18 protein-coding genes and 1 pseudogene are annotated in these 23,400 nt (G+C 46.9%); 5 read left to right on the top strand and 14 right to left on the bottom strand.

What is annotated here, in order from left to right; all coding sequences use genetic code 11:
• Positions 1-22 precede the first annotated feature (22 nt).
• Positions 23-679 carry a Uma2 family endonuclease gene (locus HUG20_RS02790; RefSeq protein ID WP_200087827.1) on the bottom strand — a complete coding sequence of 219 codons (657 nt, stop codon included), beginning with the start codon at positions 677-679 and terminating at the stop codon, positions 23-25.
• A 137-nt stretch (positions 680-816) separates the two neighbouring features.
• On the opposite strand from HUG20_RS02790, the gene HUG20_RS02785 reads away from it, so the two are divergent.
• From HUG20_RS02785 to HUG20_RS02765, 5 genes are all read left to right on the top strand, one after another.
• Complete coding sequence (locus HUG20_RS02785; RefSeq protein ID WP_200087825.1) at positions 817-1,860, top strand: NAD(P)H-dependent amine dehydrogenase family protein; 1,044 nt, start codon at positions 817-819, stop codon at positions 1,858-1,860.
• Between the two features lie 3 nt (positions 1,861-1,863).
• The gene (locus HUG20_RS02780) at positions 1,864-2,781 is read left to right on the top strand and encodes a LysR family transcriptional regulator (RefSeq protein WP_200087823.1); all 918 of its coding nucleotides are present in this window, start codon (positions 1,864-1,866) and stop codon (positions 2,779-2,781) included.
• 69 nt (positions 2,782-2,850) lie between these two features.
• Positions 2,851-3,789, top strand: a complete 939-nt coding sequence (locus HUG20_RS02775) for a TAXI family TRAP transporter solute-binding subunit (protein WP_200087821.1) — start codon at positions 2,851-2,853, stop codon at positions 3,787-3,789.
• Positions 3,790-3,797: 8 nt separating this feature from the next.
• Positions 3,798-4,283 (top strand): DUF1850 domain-containing protein, encoded by a 486-nt coding sequence (locus HUG20_RS02770; RefSeq protein ID WP_200087819.1) that lies wholly within the window; start codon positions 3,798-3,800, stop codon positions 4,281-4,283.
• Positions 4,284-4,287: 4 nt separating this feature from the next.
• On the top strand, positions 4,288-6,459 hold the full coding sequence (locus HUG20_RS02765) for a TRAP transporter permease (protein ID WP_200087817.1): 2,172 nt from the start codon (positions 4,288-4,290) through the stop codon (positions 6,457-6,459).
• 181 nt (positions 6,460-6,640) lie between these two features.
• On the opposite strand, the gene HUG20_RS19885 is transcribed toward HUG20_RS02765, so the two are convergent.
• From HUG20_RS19885 to HUG20_RS02705, 13 genes and pseudogenes are all read right to left on the bottom strand, one after another.
• Entirely contained in the window at positions 6,641-6,898 is a 258-nt protein-coding gene (locus HUG20_RS19885; RefSeq protein ID WP_425504105.1) for an FIMAH domain-containing protein, read from the bottom strand.
• A gap of 12 nt (positions 6,899-6,910) precedes the next feature.
• Positions 6,911-8,152 (bottom strand): annotated as a pseudogene (locus tag HUG20_RS02760) (exo-beta-N-acetylmuramidase NamZ family protein); the annotation flags it as partial.
• A gap of 57 nt (positions 8,153-8,209) precedes the next feature.
• Positions 8,210-10,216 (bottom strand): glycoside hydrolase family 3 protein, encoded by a 2,007-nt coding sequence (locus HUG20_RS02755; RefSeq protein WP_200087813.1) that lies wholly within the window; start codon positions 10,214-10,216, stop codon positions 8,210-8,212.
• Positions 10,217-10,372: 156 nt separating this feature from the next.
• Entirely contained in the window at positions 10,373-11,920 is a 1,548-nt protein-coding gene (locus HUG20_RS02750; protein WP_200087811.1) for a M14 family metallopeptidase, read from the bottom strand.
• 396 nt (positions 11,921-12,316) lie between these two features.
• On the bottom strand, positions 12,317-14,674 hold the full coding sequence (locus tag HUG20_RS02745) for a M28 family peptidase (RefSeq protein ID WP_200087810.1): 2,358 nt from the start codon (positions 14,672-14,674) through the stop codon (positions 12,317-12,319).
• A gap of 88 nt (positions 14,675-14,762) precedes the next feature.
• Positions 14,763-15,353 carry a CalY family protein gene (locus tag HUG20_RS02740; protein WP_200087808.1) on the bottom strand — a complete coding sequence of 197 codons (591 nt, stop codon included), beginning with the start codon at positions 15,351-15,353 and terminating at the stop codon, positions 14,763-14,765.
• Between the two features lie 66 nt (positions 15,354-15,419).
• Positions 15,420-17,054 carry a dipeptidase gene (locus tag HUG20_RS02735; protein ID WP_200087807.1) on the bottom strand — a complete coding sequence of 545 codons (1,635 nt, stop codon included), beginning with the start codon at positions 17,052-17,054 and terminating at the stop codon, positions 15,420-15,422.
• 67 nt (positions 17,055-17,121) lie between these two features.
• Positions 17,122-19,134 (bottom strand): gamma-glutamyltransferase, encoded by a 2,013-nt coding sequence (gene ggt / locus HUG20_RS02730; RefSeq protein ID WP_246476509.1) that lies wholly within the window; start codon positions 19,132-19,134, stop codon positions 17,122-17,124.
• 111 nt (positions 19,135-19,245) lie between these two features.
• Entirely contained in the window at positions 19,246-19,557 is a 312-nt protein-coding gene (locus tag HUG20_RS02725) for a hypothetical protein (RefSeq protein WP_200087805.1), read from the bottom strand.
• Entirely contained in the window at positions 19,558-20,148 is a 591-nt protein-coding gene (locus HUG20_RS02720) for a TasA family protein (protein WP_200087802.1), read from the bottom strand.
• Positions 20,149-20,196: 48 nt separating this feature from the next.
• Positions 20,197-20,787, bottom strand: a complete 591-nt coding sequence (gene sipW / locus HUG20_RS02715; protein ID WP_200087801.1) for a signal peptidase I SipW — start codon at positions 20,785-20,787, stop codon at positions 20,197-20,199.
• Positions 20,788-20,860: 73 nt separating this feature from the next.
• Positions 20,861-21,136, bottom strand: a complete 276-nt coding sequence (locus HUG20_RS02710; RefSeq protein ID WP_200087799.1) for a hypothetical protein — start codon at positions 21,134-21,136, stop codon at positions 20,861-20,863.
• Between the two features lie 105 nt (positions 21,137-21,241).
• Positions 21,242-23,206, bottom strand: coding sequence for an N-acyl-D-amino-acid deacylase family protein (locus HUG20_RS02705; RefSeq protein WP_200087798.1), 1,965 nt, complete (start codon positions 23,204-23,206; stop codon positions 21,242-21,244).
• Positions 23,207-23,400 lie beyond the last annotated feature (194 nt).

Genomic DNA, 23,400 nt, shown 5'->3' with positions numbered 1-23,400 from the left:
CCTGAGCAGCTTTTCATGCCCATCACTGCCTATATTCTATTTTTTCTTGAAACAAGGTTTTTAGATCGATATGAACACACGCCAGTTTCGGCGAAATTAGTAAATGGTCCTCGCTGAATGTTCCATGCAAATGATAGTTTCCTTTGTCCAACACGAATTGATCAACGGTCTCATGAGGGGGATCGACAACCCAAAACTCGGGAATGCCAAAGTGTTCGTATACCGCTTTTTTTCGTATTTTATCGTGCTTTCCCGATCTCGGGGACAAAATTTCCACGACAAGATCGGGCGGACCTTCAATTTTTTGACCGTGAACAATATCCATATTTTCATTGGAAATATAAATAACATCCGGTTGTAATACGTTGTCTTCATCCAAATGTACATCCATCGGCGCTACGACTACAATGCCGTTTGATTGACAAGTATCATGCATGACACTCGACATTTTTGTAGCCAAAAGCTGGTGATCAAGTCCTGGAGAAGGTGATAAATCATAACGGATCCCGTTGATCATTTCATACCTTTCTTCGATGAGCGGACTTTCGTAGAGATCGTTGGGCCAAGAGAATGACTCCGGCTGTTCTTTCACCGTATTCGTTTTATCAGAAGGTTTTCGTGGGCACATTTGCACATTTCTCCCTTCATTTATGACACTTGAATTTGTTGCTTTGATCATACCATATATCCTTCCTAGAGGCTGTGTATTCGGAAATTATAACAAATACTTATAGGAAAATAACCAATTATTATTTATAATCAAAACTAATATATGTTACCTTATTAATAACAACGAGAAAGCAGGTGGGGGAATCCATGACAAAAGATAAAATTGCGCTTGTTCCTTATGGGCTAGGCCCAATAGGAAAGGAGATTTTAAAGAAAGGAGTGACAGATGAAGCATTTGATGTGATCGGCGGCGTTGATATTGATCCGGAATTGATCGGAAAACCGCTGTCGTCCACGCTTCACGGAGAAGGGCCAAAGGATACCTTTGTTGTCTCCGACATTTCTGAACTCTCAGAGAAGGCCAAACCTTATCAACAAAAAATTGCCGTTCATGCAACCGGTTCCAATGTTCCTTCTGTGTGGCCACAAATTCGACAATTGCTTGATCATGGCTATCATGTCATAACCACTTGTGAAGAAATGCTCTATCCGTGGGATCGCTACCCGTCTCTCAGCCATGAAATTAATGAATATGCGAAAAATAAAGGCCAATCCGTTATTGGAAGTGGCATCAACCCCGGATTTGTAATGGATTCCCTCCCACTCACCGCCACAGCTGTGACGGATCGCATCCGCTCGGTGAAAGCGATTCGCCAAGCGAATGTCAGAGAACGGCGAGTCCCATTACAGAAAAAAGTTGGGATAGGAAAAAGCGAAGAGGAATTTCGACAACTTGCTCAAGATGGGAAAATCGGCCATGTCGGGTTGGAGGAAACCGTTCGCCTCGTTGCCGCCGGATTAAACGTGTATATCGAACATTTGGAGACAAAACTGGAACCGACATTTGCCGCCCAAGACTATGAACTTTCCTGGCTAACGCTTAAAAGTGGCGAGGTCAGTGGACAACACCAAACCGCTAAAGCAACCACTTCTGAAAACGTAACCATAGAGATGGAGTTAACAATGGCTTTAGGCGTCGAGTCGAAAGATGAAATCTTCGTCGAAGGAACAGACCCGATTCATGTCATTATCCCAAACGGAATTTTCGGCGATACCGCAACCGCTTCCATGATCATCAATACCGGGAAGCGAATTGTTACACAGCAAAAACCGGGGTTATTGACAATGCTAGAGGCCGGGCTTCCTTTTCACAGTATTCATCCAATTTCAAATGATGAAGTTCAGGTATAGACCATGAACCTTTTATCCTTTCGATATTTCATGGAAGTCGCGGACACTCTAAACTTCAGTGAAGCGTCCAAACGATTGCATGTGAGCCAACCCGGTTTAAGCCAGCAAATTTCGTCATTGGAAAATGAAATCGGCTTCAAATTGCTAAGGAGAACGACGCGACAAGTGTCTCTGACAGAAGAAGGCGCCTACCTTTATGAACAGTTATATCCATCTTTTCATAAAATTGAAGGCCTTATTCATGAAGTCGTTAAATCCAAAAGAATTCCGCAAACAACGGCTCGGATATCATCCGTACCATCAGCGGCAAGCATCTGGCTTCCACAATTGTTGAAAAAAATGCAAGCGAAACTTGACACGGTTGAGCTATATATTGAAGAAACGACATCAGCGCAGGCAATCGAAGCAATTAAAAAACAACAAAGCCACCTCGCTTTTATTCGTACACCTGCTGATTTAGACGAGCTTCGAAATATGAATATCACTGCATTGGAGCTAAGCAAACATCCGTTGGTGGCCGTCCTGTCAATGAATCACCCGTTGGCCAACGAACAAAGCCTTGATTTGAAAACGCTTAAAAACGAGGCTTTTATTCACTATCATCCGAAAAATTCACCTACGCTTTACTATTTACTGGAAAGAGCTTGTCTAGAAGCCGAATTTGTGCCAAACACGCTATGTGTAGGCCCTGAATTGCGGACAATTGAAAACTTGATTAGCCACGAAATCGGCGTCACGCTCATGCCTGCTGATATGGCCGCTGTCATGACAGAAGAGCATGTAGCATCCATTCCAATCGCGGGTGAAAACTATATGAGTTCCATCTCACTGATTTGGGAGGAGACACCTTATACGCCTTTTATTACGAAAGACTTAATCGCTATTGCAAAAAAAGAATTTTCTTATTTTATTCATCAATAGGGATTTTTTCATAGTTTTATAATATAATGACACAGGAATTTATTTTAATTTTTCAGGGAGGTTACCATTATGAAAAAGATACTGGCAAAAACACTTGCTGTCGGCTCAACCACGGTACTGCTTACCGCTTGCGGTGATTTTGATGAAGAACTGGAAATTCTCACGGGTGGTGAACAAGGCGCTTATTATCCATTGGGAGGGCAACTCGCCACATTAATTAATGAGAATGTGGAAGATTACGATGCTTCCCATTTTGCCACAAGTGCCTCAGTAGTAAACCTGAACGATCTTGCTGATGACCAGGGGGATCTCGCTTTAACGCAAAATGATACCGCTTACTATGCTGTCAATGGCGAAGTTGATTTTGAAGAACCCCTGGATGGATTCAGCGGAATGACCTCTCTCTATCCGGAAGTCATTCAGATTGTCGCCACGGAATCCTCCGGTGTTGAAACGGTGGAAGATCTGGAAGGCATGAGCGTTGCCGTAGGGGACGCGGGTTCAGGCACGGAAGTCGTTTCCCAACAAATTCTTGAAGCCCACGGCATTACGTATGACGACATCACGGTAGAATACCAGGATTTTGAAGACGCTGCTGACGGCTTACAGGATGAGAACATCGATGCTGCGCTTATGGTTGCAGGAACTCCGACGGGTGCGATTGAAGCATTGGCTGCCCAACAGGATATCACGATGGTTGAAGTTGAAGAAGATGTAGCGGACGAACTGGTTGACGAATACCCGTACTACACGGAGCATGAGATTGAAGAAGGGTTGTATGAGGATGATCACGATGCAGTGAATACGCTCGCTGTGCAAGCCATGCTCGTCGCCCATGACGAGTTGGATGAGGAGGTCGTTTACGAAATCATGGAAGTGATCTATGACAACACGGATAGCTTCGAGACCGCCCATGAGTCTGGCAGCTATGTTGATATCGAAACCGCCCAGGAAGGTATGCCGATCGATTTGCACCCAGGTGCGGAACAATACTTTGAAGATCAATAGGTGAGATCATGAGAAGCATCTTAGCCTTTTTGCAAGGGAGACGGGGAGTCTTCCTTCTCTTCCTTGCTTTCCTGCTTTTATTGATCGTCTTTTGGGAACAAGCGCCGAAATTACAAGTTGTCGCTACAGAGTCCGATGACGTTTTATTCAGCGAAGAGATTGAGCCGGGAGACACGTTTTTTCATGAATATATTCATTCGGTCATGAAAACGCCGATCCGGGAAGTTTTCGAGATCAATAGTGATTTCGAAATCGTTTCGAAAGAAACATGGACCCAGGCCTTCGGAGCGGGCATTCCCTATGAATCCAACGAACCGATCCGTAAAGAGGATGACTTTTACGTTATTCCCGATGACGGAAGAGTCGTGGAAGAATTACGGTTGATCCCATCCAACCTCTATACCCACACCTTTCAATTTAAAAATAAAACCCTCTATTTATCGGACATGGCGGAAAATGACCGCCGCGTCATGATTCACGTGCAAGGAGGATAGCGTGATGGCAGACACTTCAAAACAGCATCCTGAAAATAAGGAAACCATTGAAGCTCCTGAAGAAACACCAGAGCAAGCGCTGGAAGCGGAAGGAAGCGACCGGAGCGTCTTTGGCTGGAAAGCGATACTGATTCTCATTATCTCTATTGCGCTTTCTCTTTATCATTTATACACAGCCGGTTTCGGTTTGATCGTATCCACAAACCAGCATTTATTTATTCACTTGCTTGCAGGACTCATCCTCATTTTCCTTATTTTCCCGAGAAAAAAAGGACTGGCTCAATCGACCATCGTTTGGTACGACATGGTACTCGCAAGTATAGTGCTCGTCGTGGGCTCGTTTGTTATGCTGAACCAAACCAACCAAACGATCTTGCAGGGAAATATGGAGACAACCCATATGATCGCCGGCATTATCATGATTTTGTTGCTCCTCGAAGCGGCTCGGCGAGTGGTGGGGAAGCCTTTATTGATTATTGCCTTTATATTCATTGCCTATTATTTCCTAGGAGATTATTTACCGCCGCCCTTTGGCCATAGCCGTGCAAATTTTGAACAGTTCATTTATGAAATGATGTACACATCGACGGGCATTTTGGGGACACCCTTATCTGTTTCGGCCAATTACGTTTTCATCTTTATTTTGTTCGGGGCGATTTTGGAAGCGACGGGTGCAGGCAAAATGTTTATCGACCTGGCTCTTCGCGCAGTCGGTCACTTTCGGGGCGGACCGGCAAAAGCAGCCGTCGTTGGTTCCGGCTTTATGGGATCCATTTCCGGAAGCTCGGTAGCCAACGCCGTCACGACCGGAACATTCACAATCCCGCTCATGAAAAAAGTAGGATTTCGGCCGCAAACATCAGGCGGCATCGAAGTTGCCTCATCCTCGAGTGGGCAGTTATTACCGCCGGTTATGGGGGCCGCAGCCTTTCTAATGATTGAGTATACGCCCTACAGCTACGCGCAAATTATGATTTCTGCGTTAATCCCCGCGATATTAACGTATATCGCGATCATCTGGATGGTGCACATCGAAGCAGTGAAACACAACATCCAGGGACTGGCGAAGGAATCGCTCGTTTCCGGAAGAAAAAGTTTGTTGCAACAAGGCTACCTGATTGTTCCGATCATCGCGCTAGTGTACTTTGTCATGGTCGGTAACACCGTCTTCAATGCTGCCTTTTATTCGATTGTGATGCTTTTGACGGTTGCTGTTCTCGCTCATCGGCTGAGGGGACGCTTCGGAGCAGGGTTGCTGATTGCGGGTGTACTGGCAACAGTTTCGTATGGTATGCACTATATATTCGGTTGGCACATTGAAATTTCCATCATGATCGCAATCGGTACCTTCATTTGTGTGTTCTTCGTGCTCTTTCAAAATAAATTCAAGATTGCCTCCGCTCCTATTAAATTCGGAGTGCGCGAGTTAATGGTCAGTCTTGAAATGGCTTCACGAAAAGCACTCACCGTCATTGCCGCCTGTGCAACCGCAGGTATTCTCATTGGGATCATTAACTTGACAGGGCTATCCGGTTCCCTACCTACCATTATCATAGGGTTTGCAGGCGATAACTTGATCATTGTGCTTTTCTTTACACTTATCGCTTGTCTCATTGTCGGACTGGGGCTTCCGACAACGGCGACTTATGTTATTTTGGCTTCCATGATCGCACCGGCGCTCATCGAGATGAACGTGCCGATTATGGCCGCACACTTATTCGTTCTTTACTACGGTGTGCTTGCCGATGACACACCTCCGGTGAACTTGCCGGCGTATGCCGTATCCGGGATCGCGAAAGCGGACCCGATCATTACCGGAGTCCAAGGCTTTAAGTATGACGCTGGGGCATTATTACTCCCATTTGTGTTCGTCATGAATACAATCATCTTGTTTTTGCCTGAAAATCAAGGAATGTTTGCCTGGTATGAAATCATTTGGGCATTCATCACCGCCCTCGTTGGCATTCTGGCATTCGTCACCGTTATTCAAAACTATATGTTCGTAAAATATCGCTGGTATGAGTGGGTATTGGCCCTCAGTTCCGCACTTGTATTCATTTATCCTGCTTTTGTTTCAGACCTCATTGGTGTCGCGCTCTTTGCGCTGCTCCTCAGTATTCATTTCCTGCGCAAAAAAGCGATAGAACGAGAAGACAAAACGGAAGTCACGACGTAAAAAAAGCCTGCCGAGGGATTGAGGGATGTTGATAGCCCCGGTGGGCTTTTTTATCAGCTGAAATGGCACATATATCAGCGAAAATCAACTGTTTATCAGCCAAAACGATCGACATATCAGCCAAAAATCTCTATTTATCAGCCAAACACTCAACGACTCCTGCCGAGCATTTTCACACTGATTATCCGGTCCACTGCTCCATGAAGGCATCGGCTTCTTCCGTGAGTGCCTGATAAGCTTCTTCCGTTATCTGTTCATTTTCCTGTTGGTTATCGAGCAGATGATAAAAACTTTCCATATGCTCAACCACCTTCGCCATATCTCCTTGCTGCTCAAACTGCTCAACCGCAGTTAAATGTGTCAGTAATTCACGTGCAGCCTCTTCGCTTGCAAATGCTCCCCGTTCTTCAAATTCTTCAACAGAGGTTTGTAAGGCTATGACACTATCAAAATAGAGAAGATAGTCATTTCTCGTTTGATTAAAATCTTCCAGGTCGTCTTGCCAGCTATCGATGATTTCTTCAACGGATGTGCCGTTTTCTATTTCTTCACGAACCCAGCTGTTCCCCATTAAGTTATCGAAGAAATCGTCGAATTCGAAGTCTTCGGGATAATGATCATGAATTGTTTTTACGATGTGCAGGCCTGTCTCCAGGGGTTCATATGCTTCATCGTCCTGAACGTGTAGCTCAATCCCGCCGGATAATTCTCCCTCATGTTTCGAGAACATAGGAGTAAAATAAGAAGCTCTGAATTGCACGCCCGGAAGGTCCAGTTCGTTCAATTCTTCTGCCAATGCGGTTCCATCAATAAATGGCGCACCGATAAGTTCAAATGGCTTCGCCGTACCCCTCCCTTCCGACACATTCGTTCCTTCAATAAGCGCCGCACCGGGGTAAACGATAGCTGAGTCAAAGGTTGGCATGTTCGGAGATGGGAGGACCCATTCGAGGTCAGTATCATCATACTTCATTTGACGCTCCCATCCTTCCATTTCCACGACATTCAGGTCAGCACCAAGTTCGAACTCTTCATTAAACAACCTTGCTAATTCGCCAACGGTCATGCCATGTTGCAAAGGAATCGGATACAGACCAACAAACGAAGAATAATCCGGGGCTAATACCGGTCCATCAACATCCAACCCGCCGAGCGGATTCGGTCGGTCAAGGACCATCATTTCCACATCATTCTCACCGGCCGCTTCCATCGCGTAAGCCATCGTGTAGATGTACGTATAAAAACGAGCCCCAACATCCTGAATATCGAAAAGAAGAACATCAACGTCCTCCAACATTTCCGGAGTTGGTTTTTCGGTATCCCCATATAAGCTGTAAACAGGGAGTCCGGTCTGCTCATCAATGTATTTATCAACACCGTCTCCCGCTTGCGCATCCCCTCTCACGCCATGTTCCGGACCGAACATGGAGACGAGATCAACATCTTCATGCTCATGCAATACATCAACGATGCTGTTTAACTCCGCATCGACACCCGTCGGGTTTGTAATCAGACCCACGTTTTCACCCTCAAGTTCATCGAGCCTGTCCTCGAGCAAGACGTCAATGCCAAGTTTTAAATCCACCGATTCTTCCGCCTCATCGGTGATCGTTTGCTCCGTACCAGACGCGGTCACGGAAAGGGCAGAAAGAACAAAAACAACCGCTACTGGCAAAATAAAACCTTTTTTCACGTTCCATTCCTCCTTGTCAAAGGGGAACGGAAAACCCGATCCCCTAAAAAATTAAACCTAGTGCCACCCTGCAATCACATCATCCGTACGATCCATGAGCGTGTCATAAGCTTCTTCCGAGATCCATTCATTTTCCAGTTGCTGATCAAGCAAATCCATAAACCCTTCCATATGATCGATCACTTTTTCCGCTTCCTCTTGATTTTCATAATGGCCGACAGCTGTTAAATGGCGCTCTAAGGCATGAACAGCTTCATCGTTTTCCAAATCTCCTCTGTCTTCGAAGCGATCGACCAACTGCTCGATATTAGCCGTATCGATTTCATAATTCAATCCATGGCCAAAATCGTAATGCTCAGGGATTGTGACCGGTAATTCCCCTTCCGGATTGATCTCTCCTGTTAAGACTTTTGCCAAAGATTCAATGGAAATATCCTGATCGCCATAGGTCGTTAAGTAGGCTTCGACATCAGGAAATTCCGCGATGTCATATGGATTGCCCGTGGCAGCAACGACAACCGATGTGCCTGTCTCTTGAAAAGCAGTGACTAATTCTTGCTGCTCCTCTTCCAAATGGGCGGAAGACGTCGGCACAACAACCATATCTTTATTTTCCGCTAAAGAAACGGCTTCCTCGATTTCTGCATCTGTTGGGCTGTCGCTCGTTTCATAGCTTTCAGTCTCAGGTAAAAGATCCGAGAGCACATCCGGTTTTCCGGATTCAGGACCGGTAACCAGCAAGTCTGTATCATAATCTAATGGAAGAACGTCATCGTCATTTTTAACGAGGGTAATGCTATCGTCTGTCATGTCCTCTGCCAATTGAAGATTTTCGTCGCTTCCGATCTGATCAACTGCTTCAGGGTCTTCGTATGGATCACCGAACAAATCCTGTTCCATTTTTTTGTCCAAAATGCGGTAAACAGACGCATCTAGTCGATCTTCACTGATTTCACCATCTTCGACGGCATCAAGCATCGCGTTGTATGCCAAATCAATATCCGGTGGATCCAACAGCATATCGACTCCGGCTTTAAAGGCTTCCACCGGTACTTCTTCTTCCGGTATGACGTCGACACCGTCCATATCAAGACCGTCGGTCACAATTAGCCCGTCATAACCTAACTCGCCACGCAAATAATCCGTTAGGATCGGTTCGGAAAACGTAGCAGGAAGCTCCGAATCATCCAGCGCAGGAACAACAATATGAGCCGGCATAATCGCGTCCACTCCATGCTCAATGGCATCTTTAAATGGAGGCAAATCTTCTGCAAGCAACGTATCCATATCTTTTTCAATAATTGGAAGTCCGTAGTGAGAGTCAACATCCGTATCTCCATGGCCGGGAAAATGCTTCGCCGTCGAAATTACGTCTTCCGATTGGAACCCTTGAATTTGGGAAATCCCTAAATCTGAGACTAAATCGGGATCCTCAGAATAAGAGCGAACACCGATGACAGGGTTGTCCGGGTTAACATTTACATCCAATGTCGGTGCAAAGTTCATATTTATGCCTAACTTTTTCATCTCTTCGCCCAGGATTTCCGCAGACTGTTCCGCGTAGGCTGAAGATCCGGTCGCGCCAATCGCCATGTTACCCGGGAATGTCGTGGCAGGTTCTGTTACACGCGCGACAATGCCACCTTCCTGATCCGTTGATACAAACATGGGTATAGACGACCCTTCATCCATCGCGATATCCTGAATCCCGTTGGAAAGGGCGTTCACCTGCGATGTATCCACAGGCATGCCGATATTATCGGCCCAGTTAAAATAAATCACACCGCCGGGATGGTAATTTTCAATCACTTCCTTAAAGTTCTCTCCACCGCGATCATTTTCTAGATTTTCTTCTTCATAATTCGGGTCAGTCGGCGTTTCTCCATAGACATGAACAATAAAAAGTTGCCCGACTTTTTCCTCCAACGTCATATCGTCCATAATGGATTCGATCTCGTTAGGTTCAACTTCTTCCTGAGCATTTAACTGTACGACGCTCGGTGAATGTAGGCTTATCATCAAAGGCACTAATAATGTTACCGCCAAAATGGATCGCCATCTCATGGAATGACCACCTTTTTAAAAATATGTGCCAGATTTCCGGCATTCGATTCCGTTTTTTGTGAGATAATCTGGCATTTTACTTCTTCGTCACTGCCTACAACACGCGGACTGATATCCACACTTCTATATTCGATATGGTCCATGGCCCAGTCAACGTCAAACTTCATCATAGTTTTCAAGCAGGTCATCAGCAAACGTACTCAAAATCTCAAAAGCTTCATCGGAAATCAATTCATTATCCACCTGGTGATTGAGAAGATCATGAAGGCCGTCCATATGCTCAATCACTTTTTCCGTTTCTTCCTGGTTTTCATAGTGACTTACCGCTTCCAAATGAATATCCAAGTCATGGGAAGCGTCATCCCCCTCGAACTCTCCGTCTTCATCGAATTGCCCTACGAGCGTTTGTAAGCCGGAAGCCGAGACTTGCGGATCTTCACAATCATCCAGTGGCATGGCGCTCACTTCGTTGTAAGTCGCTTGTCCATCCATCAGAAAAGGAATAACGGTCATCATCGACTGACCCATCGTGACAAATATCCCGTGCTCATCCACCTCTTCCGTTTCCAGGGAAAAAGCATCGATATGGCGGTCGATATCCTCAGCCTGAGAGGTATGAAGCATGTAGCCACACGCGTGAGGGTTTAATATATCAGCTTCATCCGGTTCCCGTATATCTGCCCCGTCAAAATAAAATGGCTCATTTTGGGTTTCGCCATCCGTTGCTTTTCGATCTGGCGCTTCATCGACAACAGTTGTAATATCTTCTATCCGCTCATGGTAAAACTCCAAGGTGGATTCAAGCGTTTCCATCTGTACTTCTACTCGGTATTCCGGGTCTTGCTCGCCGGCTGATTCAGTCAACAGACCTAACCCATGCCGCAATCCTGCCATTTGCGATAATACAGTCTCGAGTCCGAGAGTAGTCTCAGTGGCATCGCCATAAAGACCCGTTGAGAAGCCAGCTTCTTCAACATCTGGACGCAAATTATCTTCAACCATTTCCTCATTTAATTCTCGTAATGGATCATCAACGTTTAGATTACGCACCCACTGCATTTCCATATCAGGATCTCCTGCTGCACTAGGCCTTTCATGCGCATCAACCATGATATCTGGGGAGAACTCTTCTAAGACATCCGCAATGACTTGCACTTCAGGCTCTTCCAAGTTGAGATGATCACGATTAATATCTACCTCATTAGCATTACCTCGAATGTCGGCCGCACGACCGTCTGGGTTTGCCGTTGGGATAAACATGATCGTTGCTTCGTTCAACTGCTCCACTAGTTTTGGATCATCCGTAAATGCCAAATCTCTCAACAACTGCAAGGCCATCTCCTGACCGGCAGGCTCATTTCCATGTTGCGAACCAATCACCAACATATTGTTTCCATCTGCAATCTGTTCATCCGATGGCGGTTCCGGATCTCCCACTTGCACTAAATGCAATGGTCGGTTTTCCAATGATGTTCCGATCTCGGAATACGTCATGCGCTCCGATTGTTCCGCTACTTCTTCCAGGAATGTCAATTCATCTTCATGACTCGTCCATTCTTCTCCATCGCTATCTTCGAATCCGGTCGTTGGAAGGTTTTTTTCGGATTCATTTTCTTGAGCTGAAACGCCTGCCATTGGGCTTATGATGAGCAATAAAGAGAAAAACAAAACCGTAGGAGTCATCTTCCAATATCCTACTTTCATCCAAAACTCTCCTAACAGCGATTTTCATATTTTTCTAGAAAAGGAGGGTCAACACTAAAATCAATGGTTGATATTCGTGATTAAATATGGTTATACCACTAGCGAGCGAAGGAAAAACACGTAGACTCCTGTGGGAAAGCGCAGGGCGAAGACCCCGCAGGAAAAAAGCGAACGTCTTTTTTTCCGAGGAGGCTGAGCTCGGTGCCCACGGAAAGCGTAGTGTTTTTTCCGTAGCGGTCACTACCAATCATAATTGCCCCTAGTTTGTCAGCCATAGATTTTGGTGAAGAGCCGAAAAGGACTAAGAAAATTTAAATCTAAAACCGTAGCCCCGCTGGCTACTTCTTTTTTCACACAGCAGAGAGGCTATAATTAAATCCAGGAATGCTCCTCTAACTATGAATCTTGTGCGTTCACAAAATCAGAAACCGCCTCATCAATCAGGTCGCCAACATGCTGAATCTTATCCGGGCTCACACGATCAATCGTGTCTTCCGGCGTGTGATACCAAGGTTCTACACCGGCATCTCCCGGTTCCGTTCCTGGTTCCATCCAGATAAAGAGGGCTGCATCAATGCCTGCTTCATGAAAAGGAACGTGGTCGGATCTACCCATTTCGTGCAGTGTTCGTTGATCGTCTTCATAGTCTAATCGTTCAGCGGCTGCATCTACAGATTCCCATACGGCATTCGACTCCCCGTCAACGGTGGTCACATATAGCTGCGTAGCCGGATCCCAATCTGTTCCGACCATATCCATGTTAAAGTTCGTTTCACTGCGATCAATTTCATCCTCGGACAACTGGTCTACATACTCTGATGCCCCAACCAGCCCAATTTCTTCGGCACCGAATGCTACGAATCTGATTTCCTTATCCGTCGGCGTATCTTGCATCACGTGTGCAAGTTCTATCAGGCTCCCCGTTCCCGAGGCGTTGTCATTCGCTCCCGGAGATTCCGGGACGCTATCATAGTGGGCGGTGAGATAAACGATTTCCGGATCTTCCACGTCTTCCGCTTCTTTCACCGCTACGACGTTTTGTGATTCGTCGCCGTCCTCGATTTCAAATTCATGGATAGACGTTTCATAGCCGAGATTTTCAAACTCATCCTGGATGTAATCGGCAGCCTCCGCTTCTTCGGCAGTGCCGGCGACCCGTGGGCCGATATCCACACTTAAATGCTCAACATGGTCCATGACCCGGTCAGCCTCAAATACTGTTTCATCGTTTGCAATCAGATCATCCGCGAACGTACTCAAAATCTCAAAAGCTTCATCGGAAATCAATTCATTATCCACCTGGTGATTGAGAAGATCATGAAAACCGCCCATATGCTCAATCACTTTTTCCGTCTCTTCCTGGTTTTCGTAGTGACTTACCGTTTCCAAATGAATGTCCAAGTCATGGGACGCGTCTTCCCCTTCGAATTCTCCATCTTCATCGAATTGCCCTACGAGCGTTTGTAAGCCGGAAGCCGTGACTTGCGGATCTTCACAATCATCCAGTGGCATGGCGCTCACTTCGTTGTAAGTCGCTTCTCCATCCATTAGAAAAGGAATAACGGTCATCATCGACTGACCCATCGTGACAAAAACGCCGTGTTCCCCAACATCTTCCGTTTCCAGGGAGAAACCATCGATATGGCGGTCGATATCGTCAGCCTGAGAGGTATGAAGCATGTAGCCGCACGCGTGAGGGTCTAATATTTCGGTTGGCTCCCAATTGTCCGCCCCGTCAAGATAGAACGGCTCAGATTGTTCCTCACCCGCAGCCGCTTTACGTTCTGGAGCTTCATTCACTTCGATGGCAATCTCGTCCATTCGTTCGCGATAGAAATCCAACACTGATTCGACTGTTTCCATCTGGGCATCCACCCGATATTCGGGTTCTTGTTCACCTGCAGTTTCAGTCAACAAACCCACTCCGTGCCGAAGACCTAAAACGTTTCGGGAAATCCGTTCATCTCCACCACCGGATCCGCCTGGCTCACCGTACAAGCCGGTCGAAAATCCTGCATCCTCAACATCAGGAAATAAGTAGTCTTCCACCATCTCCTGGTTTAAATTGCGGAGATCTTCATCCGCGTTAAGATTGCGCGGCCACAACATTTCCATATCAGGATCACCGGTAGCCGAAGGTCTTTCATGGGCATCAACCGTAATATCTGGAGAGAACTCCTCTAAAACATCTCCAATGATTTGCCCTTCAGGTTCTTCAAGGTTGAGATGATCACGGTTAATATCAACTCCGTTCGCATTTTCACGCGTGTTTGCCTCGCGACCATCCGGATTGGCCGATGGAATGAACATAATCGTCGTTTCACTCAACTGTTCCTCTAACTCCGCATCATCAGTAAATGCCAAGTCTCGCAGCGTCTGTAACGCCATCTCCCGGCCGGCCGGTTCATTTCCGTGCTGTGAACCGATCACCAACATATTTTGACTATCGGCGATGGCTTCATCCGCTGGCGGTTCCGGATCTCCCACTTGCACTAAATGCAATGGTCGATCTTCCACGGAAGTCCCGACCTCGGAATACGTCATACGCTCCGATTGTTCCGCTACTTCTTCCAGGAATGTCAATTCATCTTCATGGCTCGTCCACTCCTCACCATCACTGTCTTCAAATCCGGTCGTCGGAGGCTCCTCCGCGCTTTCATTTTCTTGGGCAGCGACTCCTGCCATCGGGCTTCCGGCGAGTAAGAATGCGAAAAATAAAGCAGAGGGGGGCATCTTCCATTTCATGTTTTTCATAATAGCCTCCTTAAAATCGTTTTCATAGATTTCTAGAAAAAAGAACTGACCGTAAACGTATGTTCATGAGTCAGTTCTTCTACGTCCTTTACTGCTCGTCACCTTCGGTTTGCGTAGCTGTAAATGTCCACTCCAGCTCTAAAGAATCGCCCTGGAATTGGTTCAAGTCTTCTTCAACGTCACCTAAAAAGTTAAATTGCACGACGAGGTCATGGGACTCATCAACCGGCAAGCCGTCATCGCCCAACTCCGGATAGAACACGTGCTCACTGATCGCCTCCGGTTCCATGTCCTGAAGCTCACTCAATGTCGTTTCGAAAATCACTTCGTCTAAATTGTCGGCGTTATACAAAAATTCCACCTCGATGAACTCCCCGAAATCTTCCGTATTATTACCTTCTGCATCAATCACTGTGTAGTCGGTTTCCAATGTTACCGCATCGATGTCCAAAGAGCCGTTGTTCTGCAATTCAAAGTCACGAATCATCGAATCCCCGGGTTGCAAGTTGTCCACGTCAATGATTTCTGTCGGTTCCGCGTCCAGATCAAGGGTCCCGGCCGCAAACGTATTGTTCGTTTCGACACTGTCGCTAAAATACGCGAACGTTCCCCCACCGATTAACGTCAAGCCGAGAACGGCTGTCGTCACACCCATGCCAAGCTGTTTTTTTATTCCCATGTTGAAATTCCTCCCTGTAAAATTTTAATTATGTGAACGCCTTATCAAGGCGATGTCACCATTTTCTTACTGCCATTCCTCCATAAGCACATCGGCATCATTCGAAAGAATGCTATACGCCGTCTCGGAAATCAATTCGTTTTCTCGCTGCTGGTCGAGGAGATCCTGAAAGCCTTCCGTGTGTTGGATGACTTTGTCTGTTTCTTCTTGATCTTCGAATTGCCCCATGGTCGTCAAGTGAAGATTCAGCGATCGGACGACGTCATCATTTTCGAATGCACCTTCTTCTTCAAAATGCTCAACAAGCGTTTTCATGTTATCGACACTTGTATCGACGTAAAAGATTTTTGTCTCTCTTTCCGTTTCTCCGTCCTCCGTTGTTCCTTCAAACGTAACGACATGGAAGCGTTCTTTTAACGGCCCATCCAGTTCCACCGATAATGTGCCTGTTTCTTCATCAAACTCATCAGGTTCATAATCGATGCCATCAACGATGATACGGAAGTCGCCCTCATCGGCTTCTCCCCCTTCAATGTCTGCCTGCAAAATTGGAGTGTTATCTGCCAACTCCTCGCCCATCTCCAGCGCGGGGGTTATGGTTACGCCTGTATCGGCATCTTCTTCATTTTGCTCCACTTCTTCCAGAACCCGCAGATGGTTTTGGCCCAGTATTTTCTCGATATCTTCTTCTGAGTAGTCTCTATTCTCAAGTTCATCGGTAATTTTATAGAATTCGGATGCATCTTGAAGATCTTCCGGCATGTCCGCACCATCGAAATCCGACCCTAACGCGACATGATCCACGCCCATGACATCAACGGCGTGATCGATATGGTCGACGATATCATCCACGTAACCCTCCGATTCATCGGTTAAAAATGCAGGGTAAAACACGACCCCTAACACACCGCCGTTGTCAGCCAAAGCTTCCAACTGCTCATCGGTAAGGTTCCGTTGATGGTCGTGCAAAGCATTCACACCCGAATGACTGGCAATGATCGGTTCTTCGGAAACTTCGATCACATCCCAGAACGTTGTCCTGGCCATATGCGAGACATCAATCATCATCCCAATGTCATTCATCTCTTCGACCACTTCTTCACCCAGGTCTGTTAGCCCGCCTTCGGAAGGTGTTTCATCGGGATCATCGTATACTCGGTCAGCGCCTTCACCCAGCGCATTGGAAGTATTCCACGTAAATCCGAGCGCTTTTACCCCTAAATCATCGTATTGGTGCAAAAGCTCAATCGCATTTTCTTCTTCCATGGAATATCCGCCTTCAATCGTTGGCACGGCAGCTATTCTTTCATCCTGCACCGCTTGTTCGATGTCTTCATAGGACGGGCTTATGCTAATCTCGTCCGGGTTGTTGGCTTCCGTCCAATAAAGGCCGTTGATCTTGGCCAGCGTCTCGCTAATGCTACGCGGCGTATTTTCATAATATCCCGGTGTATAAGCCGCCAGATATGGAACATCCAACCCGCCTTCTTGCCCTTTCGGAATGTCGAAGTCAAACGATGTTTCTTCCCCGATGTCCGTTTCCGGCAACCAAGTCGTCTCATCCAACGCATGCATAAACGTGTCGACATGGCTGTCTACCACAGTAGATTGATAGTGAATGCCCTGGTCGTTGGCCAAAGACATTCCGGGAAAGGCAAAGGATACGGAAAAAATGCATAGAATGCTGACTACCATTCTCATAACTAACGCTCCTTTAGCAAAAATTTGTTCTCTATGATCGCCGGCCGCAGAACATAGCTATTCCACATTACGGTTGTTTTTCAACCAAGGTATCGGCTTGGGCAGCGAGAATGTCATAAGCTTCATCGGAAATGAGGTCATTTTCTTGCTGATGGTTCAGCAAATCGTTAAACCCTTCTTCCATGTGCTGGACCACTTTTTCATAGTCTCCTTGATTTTCATAATGATTCACGGACGTTAAATGAAGATGCAAGTCGTCGGCCGCTTCCTCATTCTCAAATTCATCCTCCTCTTCAAAACGTTCCACGAGCGTCATCATGGATGCACTGTCCAGGGTAAACCCGATGGCTGCTCCCTCGCGATTATCATCCGCGACTCCTTCATAGACGCCTTCACCGGGGTCAACGATGATGCTTTGGACGTTACCGATCCCGCCGGGGTTCTCGTCAAATTCATGGCCAAGCGCTTCCAGTTCGTCACGGGCATCTTGAGGAATCCCTTCCTCCCAACTGATATCGGGATAGTCCATCGTATGAATACGGGGCTCCTCGATCGCTTCTTGTAAACTCATATCATGGTCAATAACATTATTGACGACGTTAAATACTGCGTTAATAATTTGTGTTCCTCCCGGTGAACCAGCGCTCATATACGGTTCACCGTCATCAAAGATAATCGTTGGGGTCATGCTGCTCAATGGCCGTTTGTTCGGTTCCACTTCATTGGCCCCGCCGGGAGTTGCGTCAAAATCCGTCAACTCATTGTTCAGCATAATCCCGTAGTCGGGAACCATAATGCCCGAGCCAAAGACTTGCTCAATCGTGGTCGTGAAACTGACCATGTTGCCCCATTGATCAGTGACTGTAAAATGAGTAGTCTCCCCCGAGTCTTCCTCTACCTCCACCTCGCCGGATTCATGGCTCGGTTCCTGATCTTCGTAGGCCCAGGGATCTCCGGGCTCCACGTCTTCATTGACTTCTTCGGGATCGACCAAAGCGCTGCGTTCTTCAATGTATTCAGGATGCAACAGCCCTGTAAAAGGAACGTCCACAAACTCGGGATCGCCCATATACTCACCCCGATCGGCGTAACCGAGACGCATTACTTCCGCCAATAGATGATAACGCTCCGCATCCTGGGTGCCATACTGCCCGATATCAAAATCATCCAGAAGAGCGAGCATCTGCAAAAGCGTCAAACCACCTGAACTCGGCGGGGGCATGCTCGCGATGTCATATCCTTGATACTCTCCCCAAACCGGTTCATCGATGTCCGCCTCATAATTGCGAAAGTCATCCATCGTCATACTGCCGTCGAACTCCTGGACGGTATCGGCAATGGCCTGTCCAATCTCACCATCATAAAAAACTTCCAGTCCTTCGTCTTGAATGAGTTGCATCGTATCAGCCAAGTCTTCCTGGACGAGGTGATCCCCTTCCTGTAAAGGCTCACCTTCAGGCAAAAAAACATCCTCGGCTGCGCTTTGCGATAATTTATCCTGATTACTATCGATCGCGTTCGCTAACTGACCATCGATTTCAAAGCCTTCATCGGCCAGTTCAATCGCCGGTTCCATCAGCGTTTCGAAATCAACGGACCCCCATTTTTCACTGGCCGTCATCAAACCATCCAGAGTGCCGGGGACGCCAACCGAATCACCACTGGTCACTCTTTCATCAAAAGGAATTTCATTGCCGTCTTCATCCAGAAACATATCCGGATCGGCACCGGCGGGAGCTCGTTCCCGGCTGTTCACGATCGTCGTATCGTCTTCTTCGGCATCATAGACCATCATGAAACCGCCGCCACCCATTCCGGACATCATCGGTTCCGCAACATTCAAGGCAAAATGAACAGCAATGGCCGTATCAACTGCATTCGCGTTTCTTGCCAGCATTTCTTCTCCAACTTCAGAAGCCAGAGCATGGGATGTCGACACCATGCCGTCCTCTCCCTCATCAACCAATGGATCCTCGGAAGCAGCGGTTTTATCCGTACCGGGACCCGCGATTGCCGTCGAGGCGACGAGCATAAAAGAAGTTGCTATGGCCATCCCCGGACGCCAACGTTTTTCTTTCATTGCTATACCTCCCAATGTTTGCATCTCTCATTCTGGAAAAAACACCAGGATGAGAGTGAAAGTGACAGATTGTTTTAGCAACCGATCGTTTTTCACTCAATCCCCACCCCATCAAATCCATCTAATATGGGTCATCCCCTCGTCATCGGTTTGTTCTGCAAGCACCTCCATATCCTGGATTGGATCCGTCATATCAAAAAAATCGTTGTTGGCTTCCAAAAATCGTTTGGCTGCATCCGCATTGCTTTCCTGATCTTCAACAGAACGCTGCATTTGCGCGGACACATCCGTATCATCCTGATAAATGATCCTTGAATCTTCACTATTTTCTTCCAGAACTTCGGAATTAGCTAAAGCTCCACTGGAGACAGCCAGTGACGCGATTAAACCCATCGACAAACAGCTCGTCCATTTTTTAGCCATCTACAACTCCTCACCTTCGGTTTGCGTAGCTGTAAACGTCCACTCCATCTCTAAAGAATCGCCCTGGAATTGGTTCAAGTCTTCTTCAACATCGCTTAAGAAGTTGAATTGCACGACGAGATCATGGGACTCATCGATCGGCAGACCGTCATCGCCCAACTCCGGATAGAACACGTGCTCACTGATCGCTTCCGGTTCCATATCCTGGAGTTCACTTAAGGTCGTTTGAAAGATCACCTCGTCCAAATTATCGGCGTTATACAAAAATTCCACCTCAATGAACTCTCCGAAATCTTCCGTATTATCGCCTTCTGCATCAATGACCGTGTAGTCGGTTTCCAATGTTACCGCATCGATGTCCAAAGAGCCGTTGTTCTGCAATTCGAAATCGCGAACCATCGAATCCCCGGGCTTCAAATTGTCCACGTCAATCACTTCCGTCGGTTCCGCGTCCAAATCAAGGGATCCGGCCGCGAACGTATTGTTCGTGTCGACACTGTCGCTAAAATACGCGAAAGTACCTCCTCCGATTAACGTCAAGCCGAGAACGGCTGTCGTTACACCCATGCCAAGCTGTTGTTTGATTCCCATTATGGATTCCTCCCTGTAAAGTTTTGAAACGCCTCATCAAATTCTGGGTTACTCCTGACGAGGCGGCGACACCGATTCTTCAGTGGCCGGTTCTTCATTTTTCTTTGACGATTCGATTTGTCGCAACGCTCGCCAAACGGTGAACGCGGAGTATGCCAAAAGCAAAACGCCAGGCAGAATTAATAACAGCACCGCTCCCTGCTCCGAGGTGGCAAAGACGAACGCGTAACCGAGAAACGGGACGGTCAACCCTGTGTGTTCACCAAGCACATTTTCGGCAAGCACCGGTTCTGCATCCGTCGAGTTATTGTTATCGCCCTTGGTAATATACTGCTGGCCATCGTTTTCAACTTCGTGAACCCTATGGGTGACGAGATTGTCATCGGGATTGGTAAAAGTGATGACATCTCCTTTCTCAAATTGGGTCGTTTCCTCCGTCGGTTGGACCGCGATCATCGATCCGGTTTGAATCTCCGGCTCCATGGACCCTGATAAAACCGTTTTCAATTCATACCCAAAGACATTCGGTTCGCCATCAGCCGCTTGGCTGGAAATAACCGCGAATAAGGTGACAACGAGTAACGTAAACAGCAAAGCTGTTGTAAAGCCGCTGATAAGTTTTCTAGTGACACGCCACATAAGTATTCATCACCCTCATGACATATTTTGTAACCTTGGCTTGATTGGCTATATTAAAAATCTTGGGATGTTATTATTCTTCCTCGTCCTCGTCCTCCTCCATTTCATCCTCATCGTCCGGCTCTTGTTCGCTTTCATCTTCTTCCGAGTCTTCATCGTGATCCTCGTCATCACTCTCGACATCTTCTTCGTCCTCTTCTCCAAATGAATCAGTCGATGAAATCTTGCCTTCCAGCGATTCCTCGTCTTCAAACGTCGCCGATGTCGGCGACGTCCCCAAAACACCGATGAAAAACAATAAATAAGTCACCGTGAATAGTCGGACAGGAACGCTTATCTTTTTGCGCAATTCACCCGCTCCTTTTCACTTCCATATTTCCAGTAGATCTTCTGCCTGGACACATAAAATCTTATAGGCTTCCTCTTCCGGTCTTCCGGCGGCCCGACTTCAGGTTCATTCCGTACTTTGCACATCCATTTGTTGCGGAGATAGCGTTCCCTGATATTCAAATTCGTCTTCGATATGAACTGTAACGGAGGCGCGATCGTCTTCAATCATCGGATCATTTTCTTCTATGATGACTTCAAACGCTCGTTCTTCACCGTTTACAAGCGTTCCTAGACCAGTAACGCTAGCCCAATCTTCTTTCGCCTGCAGTTGGCCCACTTCCTCGGCTTCTATCTCGATATCTTCACCCTCGTGATTAAATTGGAAATAACCTGTCGCTGATGAATCACTTGCTGATTGCTCAACAGCCACCGCTACTTCTGCATCCGGGGAACCGGAACTATCTACATTGCGCAATGTTCCAGAGCCTTCGACGCTGACATCCTGATCGACGCTCATCGGCCGACTCGGCATATTCCCCGTTCGTTGCAATGCTTCTCCGATTTGAGCATCGGTCGTTTCACCGTCTTGCAGGGCAAATTCACCGTTCACGAGCACATGCTCGATCCCGTCCGCATACTGCTGAGGGTCATCGAATTCGGCATTGTCCGTAACCGTATCCGGATCAAAAACCGTAATATCAGCGACCATGCCCTCCGCGATAAAACCCCGATCAGTCATCCCAATCATCGTGGCCGGCAAGCCTGTCATCTTCTGCACGGCTTCCTCAAAAGAAAGCAGGCCTTCTTCCCGAACATCCTCGCCAAGCACCCGTGGCTGTGTACCATAACGACGAGGGTGAATACTGTCCGAGTAAGTGGCGCCTCCATCTGAAGCGACAGCCGTTGTTGAATTTTGGAGAATTCGTTCATAATCATCTTCATTTCCAAAATGATAGATCGTCGTCAAGCTCCCTTGATCCTCCAATATTCGCATTGTCGCTTCCCCTGGGTTCACATCCTCTGCCTCAGCAACGTCGGCCAACGTTTCATTTTCACTAGGAAAATAAACATCTTCCGCTGTTTCCACCCGGCTCGTCATCACATCTGCAATTTCATCTTCAATTTGCTGACGTAATTCGGGGTCGGCAAAACGATCCAGCATCGCGTCAAAACCGCCATCCTGTGCCCATTGCGGGACGAGTGCCGTCAAACCGGTCTGACTGGCCAGATATGGGTAAACATCAGCGGCTGCATATGTTCCGCGCTCATTGGCCTCTTCAATGAGATCAACCGTTTCTTCTGATGCTCCCCAGTTATCCGCCCCCATCACTTTCATGTGCGTGATGACCGGAACGAGTCCTGCCTCTTCTCCAATTTCGATCGTTTCTTCGGTCGCTTCTACGACATCATCCATTTCGTCCCGAATATGGTGCGGGAAATTTGTTCGCCATTGATCAGCAACCTCGACAACATCGATCACTTCTTCGGTATCGGCATAATTGCCAGGCGTGTAAAAGAGCCCCGCCGAAACGCCAAACGCTCCTTCTTCCAATCCTGTTTCAACTAATCCTTGCATCTCTGCAATTTCTTCCTCCGTGGCATCGCGATCGTCTTCACCGACAACTTCTTCCCAGACTGAATTAAATCCAATATACGTGCCGATGTTAATTGCCAACCCTTCAGCTTCCAGTTCGTGCCGTTCCGTCACATCGACCGGTCCACCGCCATCCGGGCTTAAGATTTCTGTCGTCACTCCTTGTGTGAGCGAGCTAGTCGCGGTCTGCAACGCTTCCAGATCGGCATGGCTGTGAACATCAATAAAACCCGGCGCAACGATGTTCCCGTCAACATCGACTTCATGCGCAGCATTGGCTTCACCCAAATCTCCAATCTGTTTAATGTAACCGTCTCGGACCCCTACATCTGCTTCATAACTCGATTGACCTGTCCCGTCCATCACTGTGCCGTTTTTAATAATCGTATCGAATTCATTTTCTTGGGCATCACTTTGGTTATTATTTTCCAATGCCCCTACAGAACCGCCTATAAAAATGACTGCTAACGAAACAATGAAAGAGCGTTTCCACATTTCACGCGATCCTCCTCGAAAATTTTATATTCTCTGCCGCTTGTTAAATCTACCTCCCATTCGTTTTTTTACAAGTTTTTCAAAAGTTTAAGATATTCATACAAAATATTACCATTATGACATTAAAGAAAAAAATAAGTTATACTTATAAATATATAACTATTTATTATTTAATATTAAAAGTAGTTTTTTTG

Origin of the sequence: Salicibibacter cibi, assembly GCF_016495865.1 — a bacterium.
In the GTDB taxonomy this organism is placed as follows: domain Bacteria; phylum Bacillota; class Bacilli; order Bacillales; family Marinococcaceae; genus Salicibibacter; species Salicibibacter cibi.
Note: the sequence above shows the minus strand (reverse complement) of the source record. Positions and strands in the feature narration are given on the sequence as shown.

Coding starts and splice junctions, on each gene's coding strand:
- HUG20_RS02790 (WP_200087827.1), bottom strand. CDS start 679: ATGATCAAAGCAACAAATTCAAGTGTCATAAATGAAGGGAGAAATGTG.
- HUG20_RS02785 (WP_200087825.1), top strand. CDS start 817: ATGACAAAAGATAAAATTGCGCTTGTTCCTTATGGGCTAGGCCCAATA.
- HUG20_RS02780 (WP_200087823.1), top strand. CDS start 1,864: ATGAACCTTTTATCCTTTCGATATTTCATGGAAGTCGCGGACACTCTA.
- HUG20_RS02775 (WP_200087821.1), top strand. CDS start 2,851: ATGAAAAAGATACTGGCAAAAACACTTGCTGTCGGCTCAACCACGGTA.
- HUG20_RS02770 (WP_200087819.1), top strand. CDS start 3,798: ATGAGAAGCATCTTAGCCTTTTTGCAAGGGAGACGGGGAGTCTTCCTT.
- HUG20_RS02765 (WP_200087817.1), top strand. CDS start 4,288: ATGGCAGACACTTCAAAACAGCATCCTGAAAATAAGGAAACCATTGAA.
- HUG20_RS02755 (WP_200087813.1), bottom strand. CDS start 10,216: ATGAGATGGCGATCCATTTTGGCGGTAACATTATTAGTGCCTTTGATG.
- HUG20_RS02750 (WP_200087811.1), bottom strand. CDS start 11,920: ATGAAAGTAGGATATTGGAAGATGACTCCTACGGTTTTGTTTTTCTCT.
- HUG20_RS02745 (WP_200087810.1), bottom strand. CDS start 14,674: ATGAAAAACATGAAATGGAAGATGCCCCCCTCTGCTTTATTTTTCGCA.
- HUG20_RS02740 (WP_200087808.1), bottom strand. CDS start 15,353: ATGGGAATAAAAAAACAGCTTGGCATGGGTGTGACGACAGCCGTTCTC.
- HUG20_RS02735 (WP_200087807.1), bottom strand. CDS start 17,054: ATGAGAATGGTAGTCAGCATTCTATGCATTTTTTCCGTATCCTTTGCC.
- ggt (WP_246476509.1), bottom strand. CDS start 19,134: ATGAAAGAAAAACGTTGGCGTCCGGGGATGGCCATAGCAACTTCTTTT.
- HUG20_RS02725 (WP_200087805.1), bottom strand. CDS start 19,557: ATGGCTAAAAAATGGACGAGCTGTTTGTCGATGGGTTTAATCGCGTCA.
- HUG20_RS02720 (WP_200087802.1), bottom strand. CDS start 20,148: ATGGGAATCAAACAACAGCTTGGCATGGGTGTAACGACAGCCGTTCTC.
- sipW (WP_200087801.1), bottom strand. CDS start 20,787: ATGTGGCGTGTCACTAGAAAACTTATCAGCGGCTTTACAACAGCTTTG.
- HUG20_RS02705 (WP_200087798.1), bottom strand. CDS start 23,206: ATGTGGAAACGCTCTTTCATTGTTTCGTTAGCAGTCATTTTTATAGGC.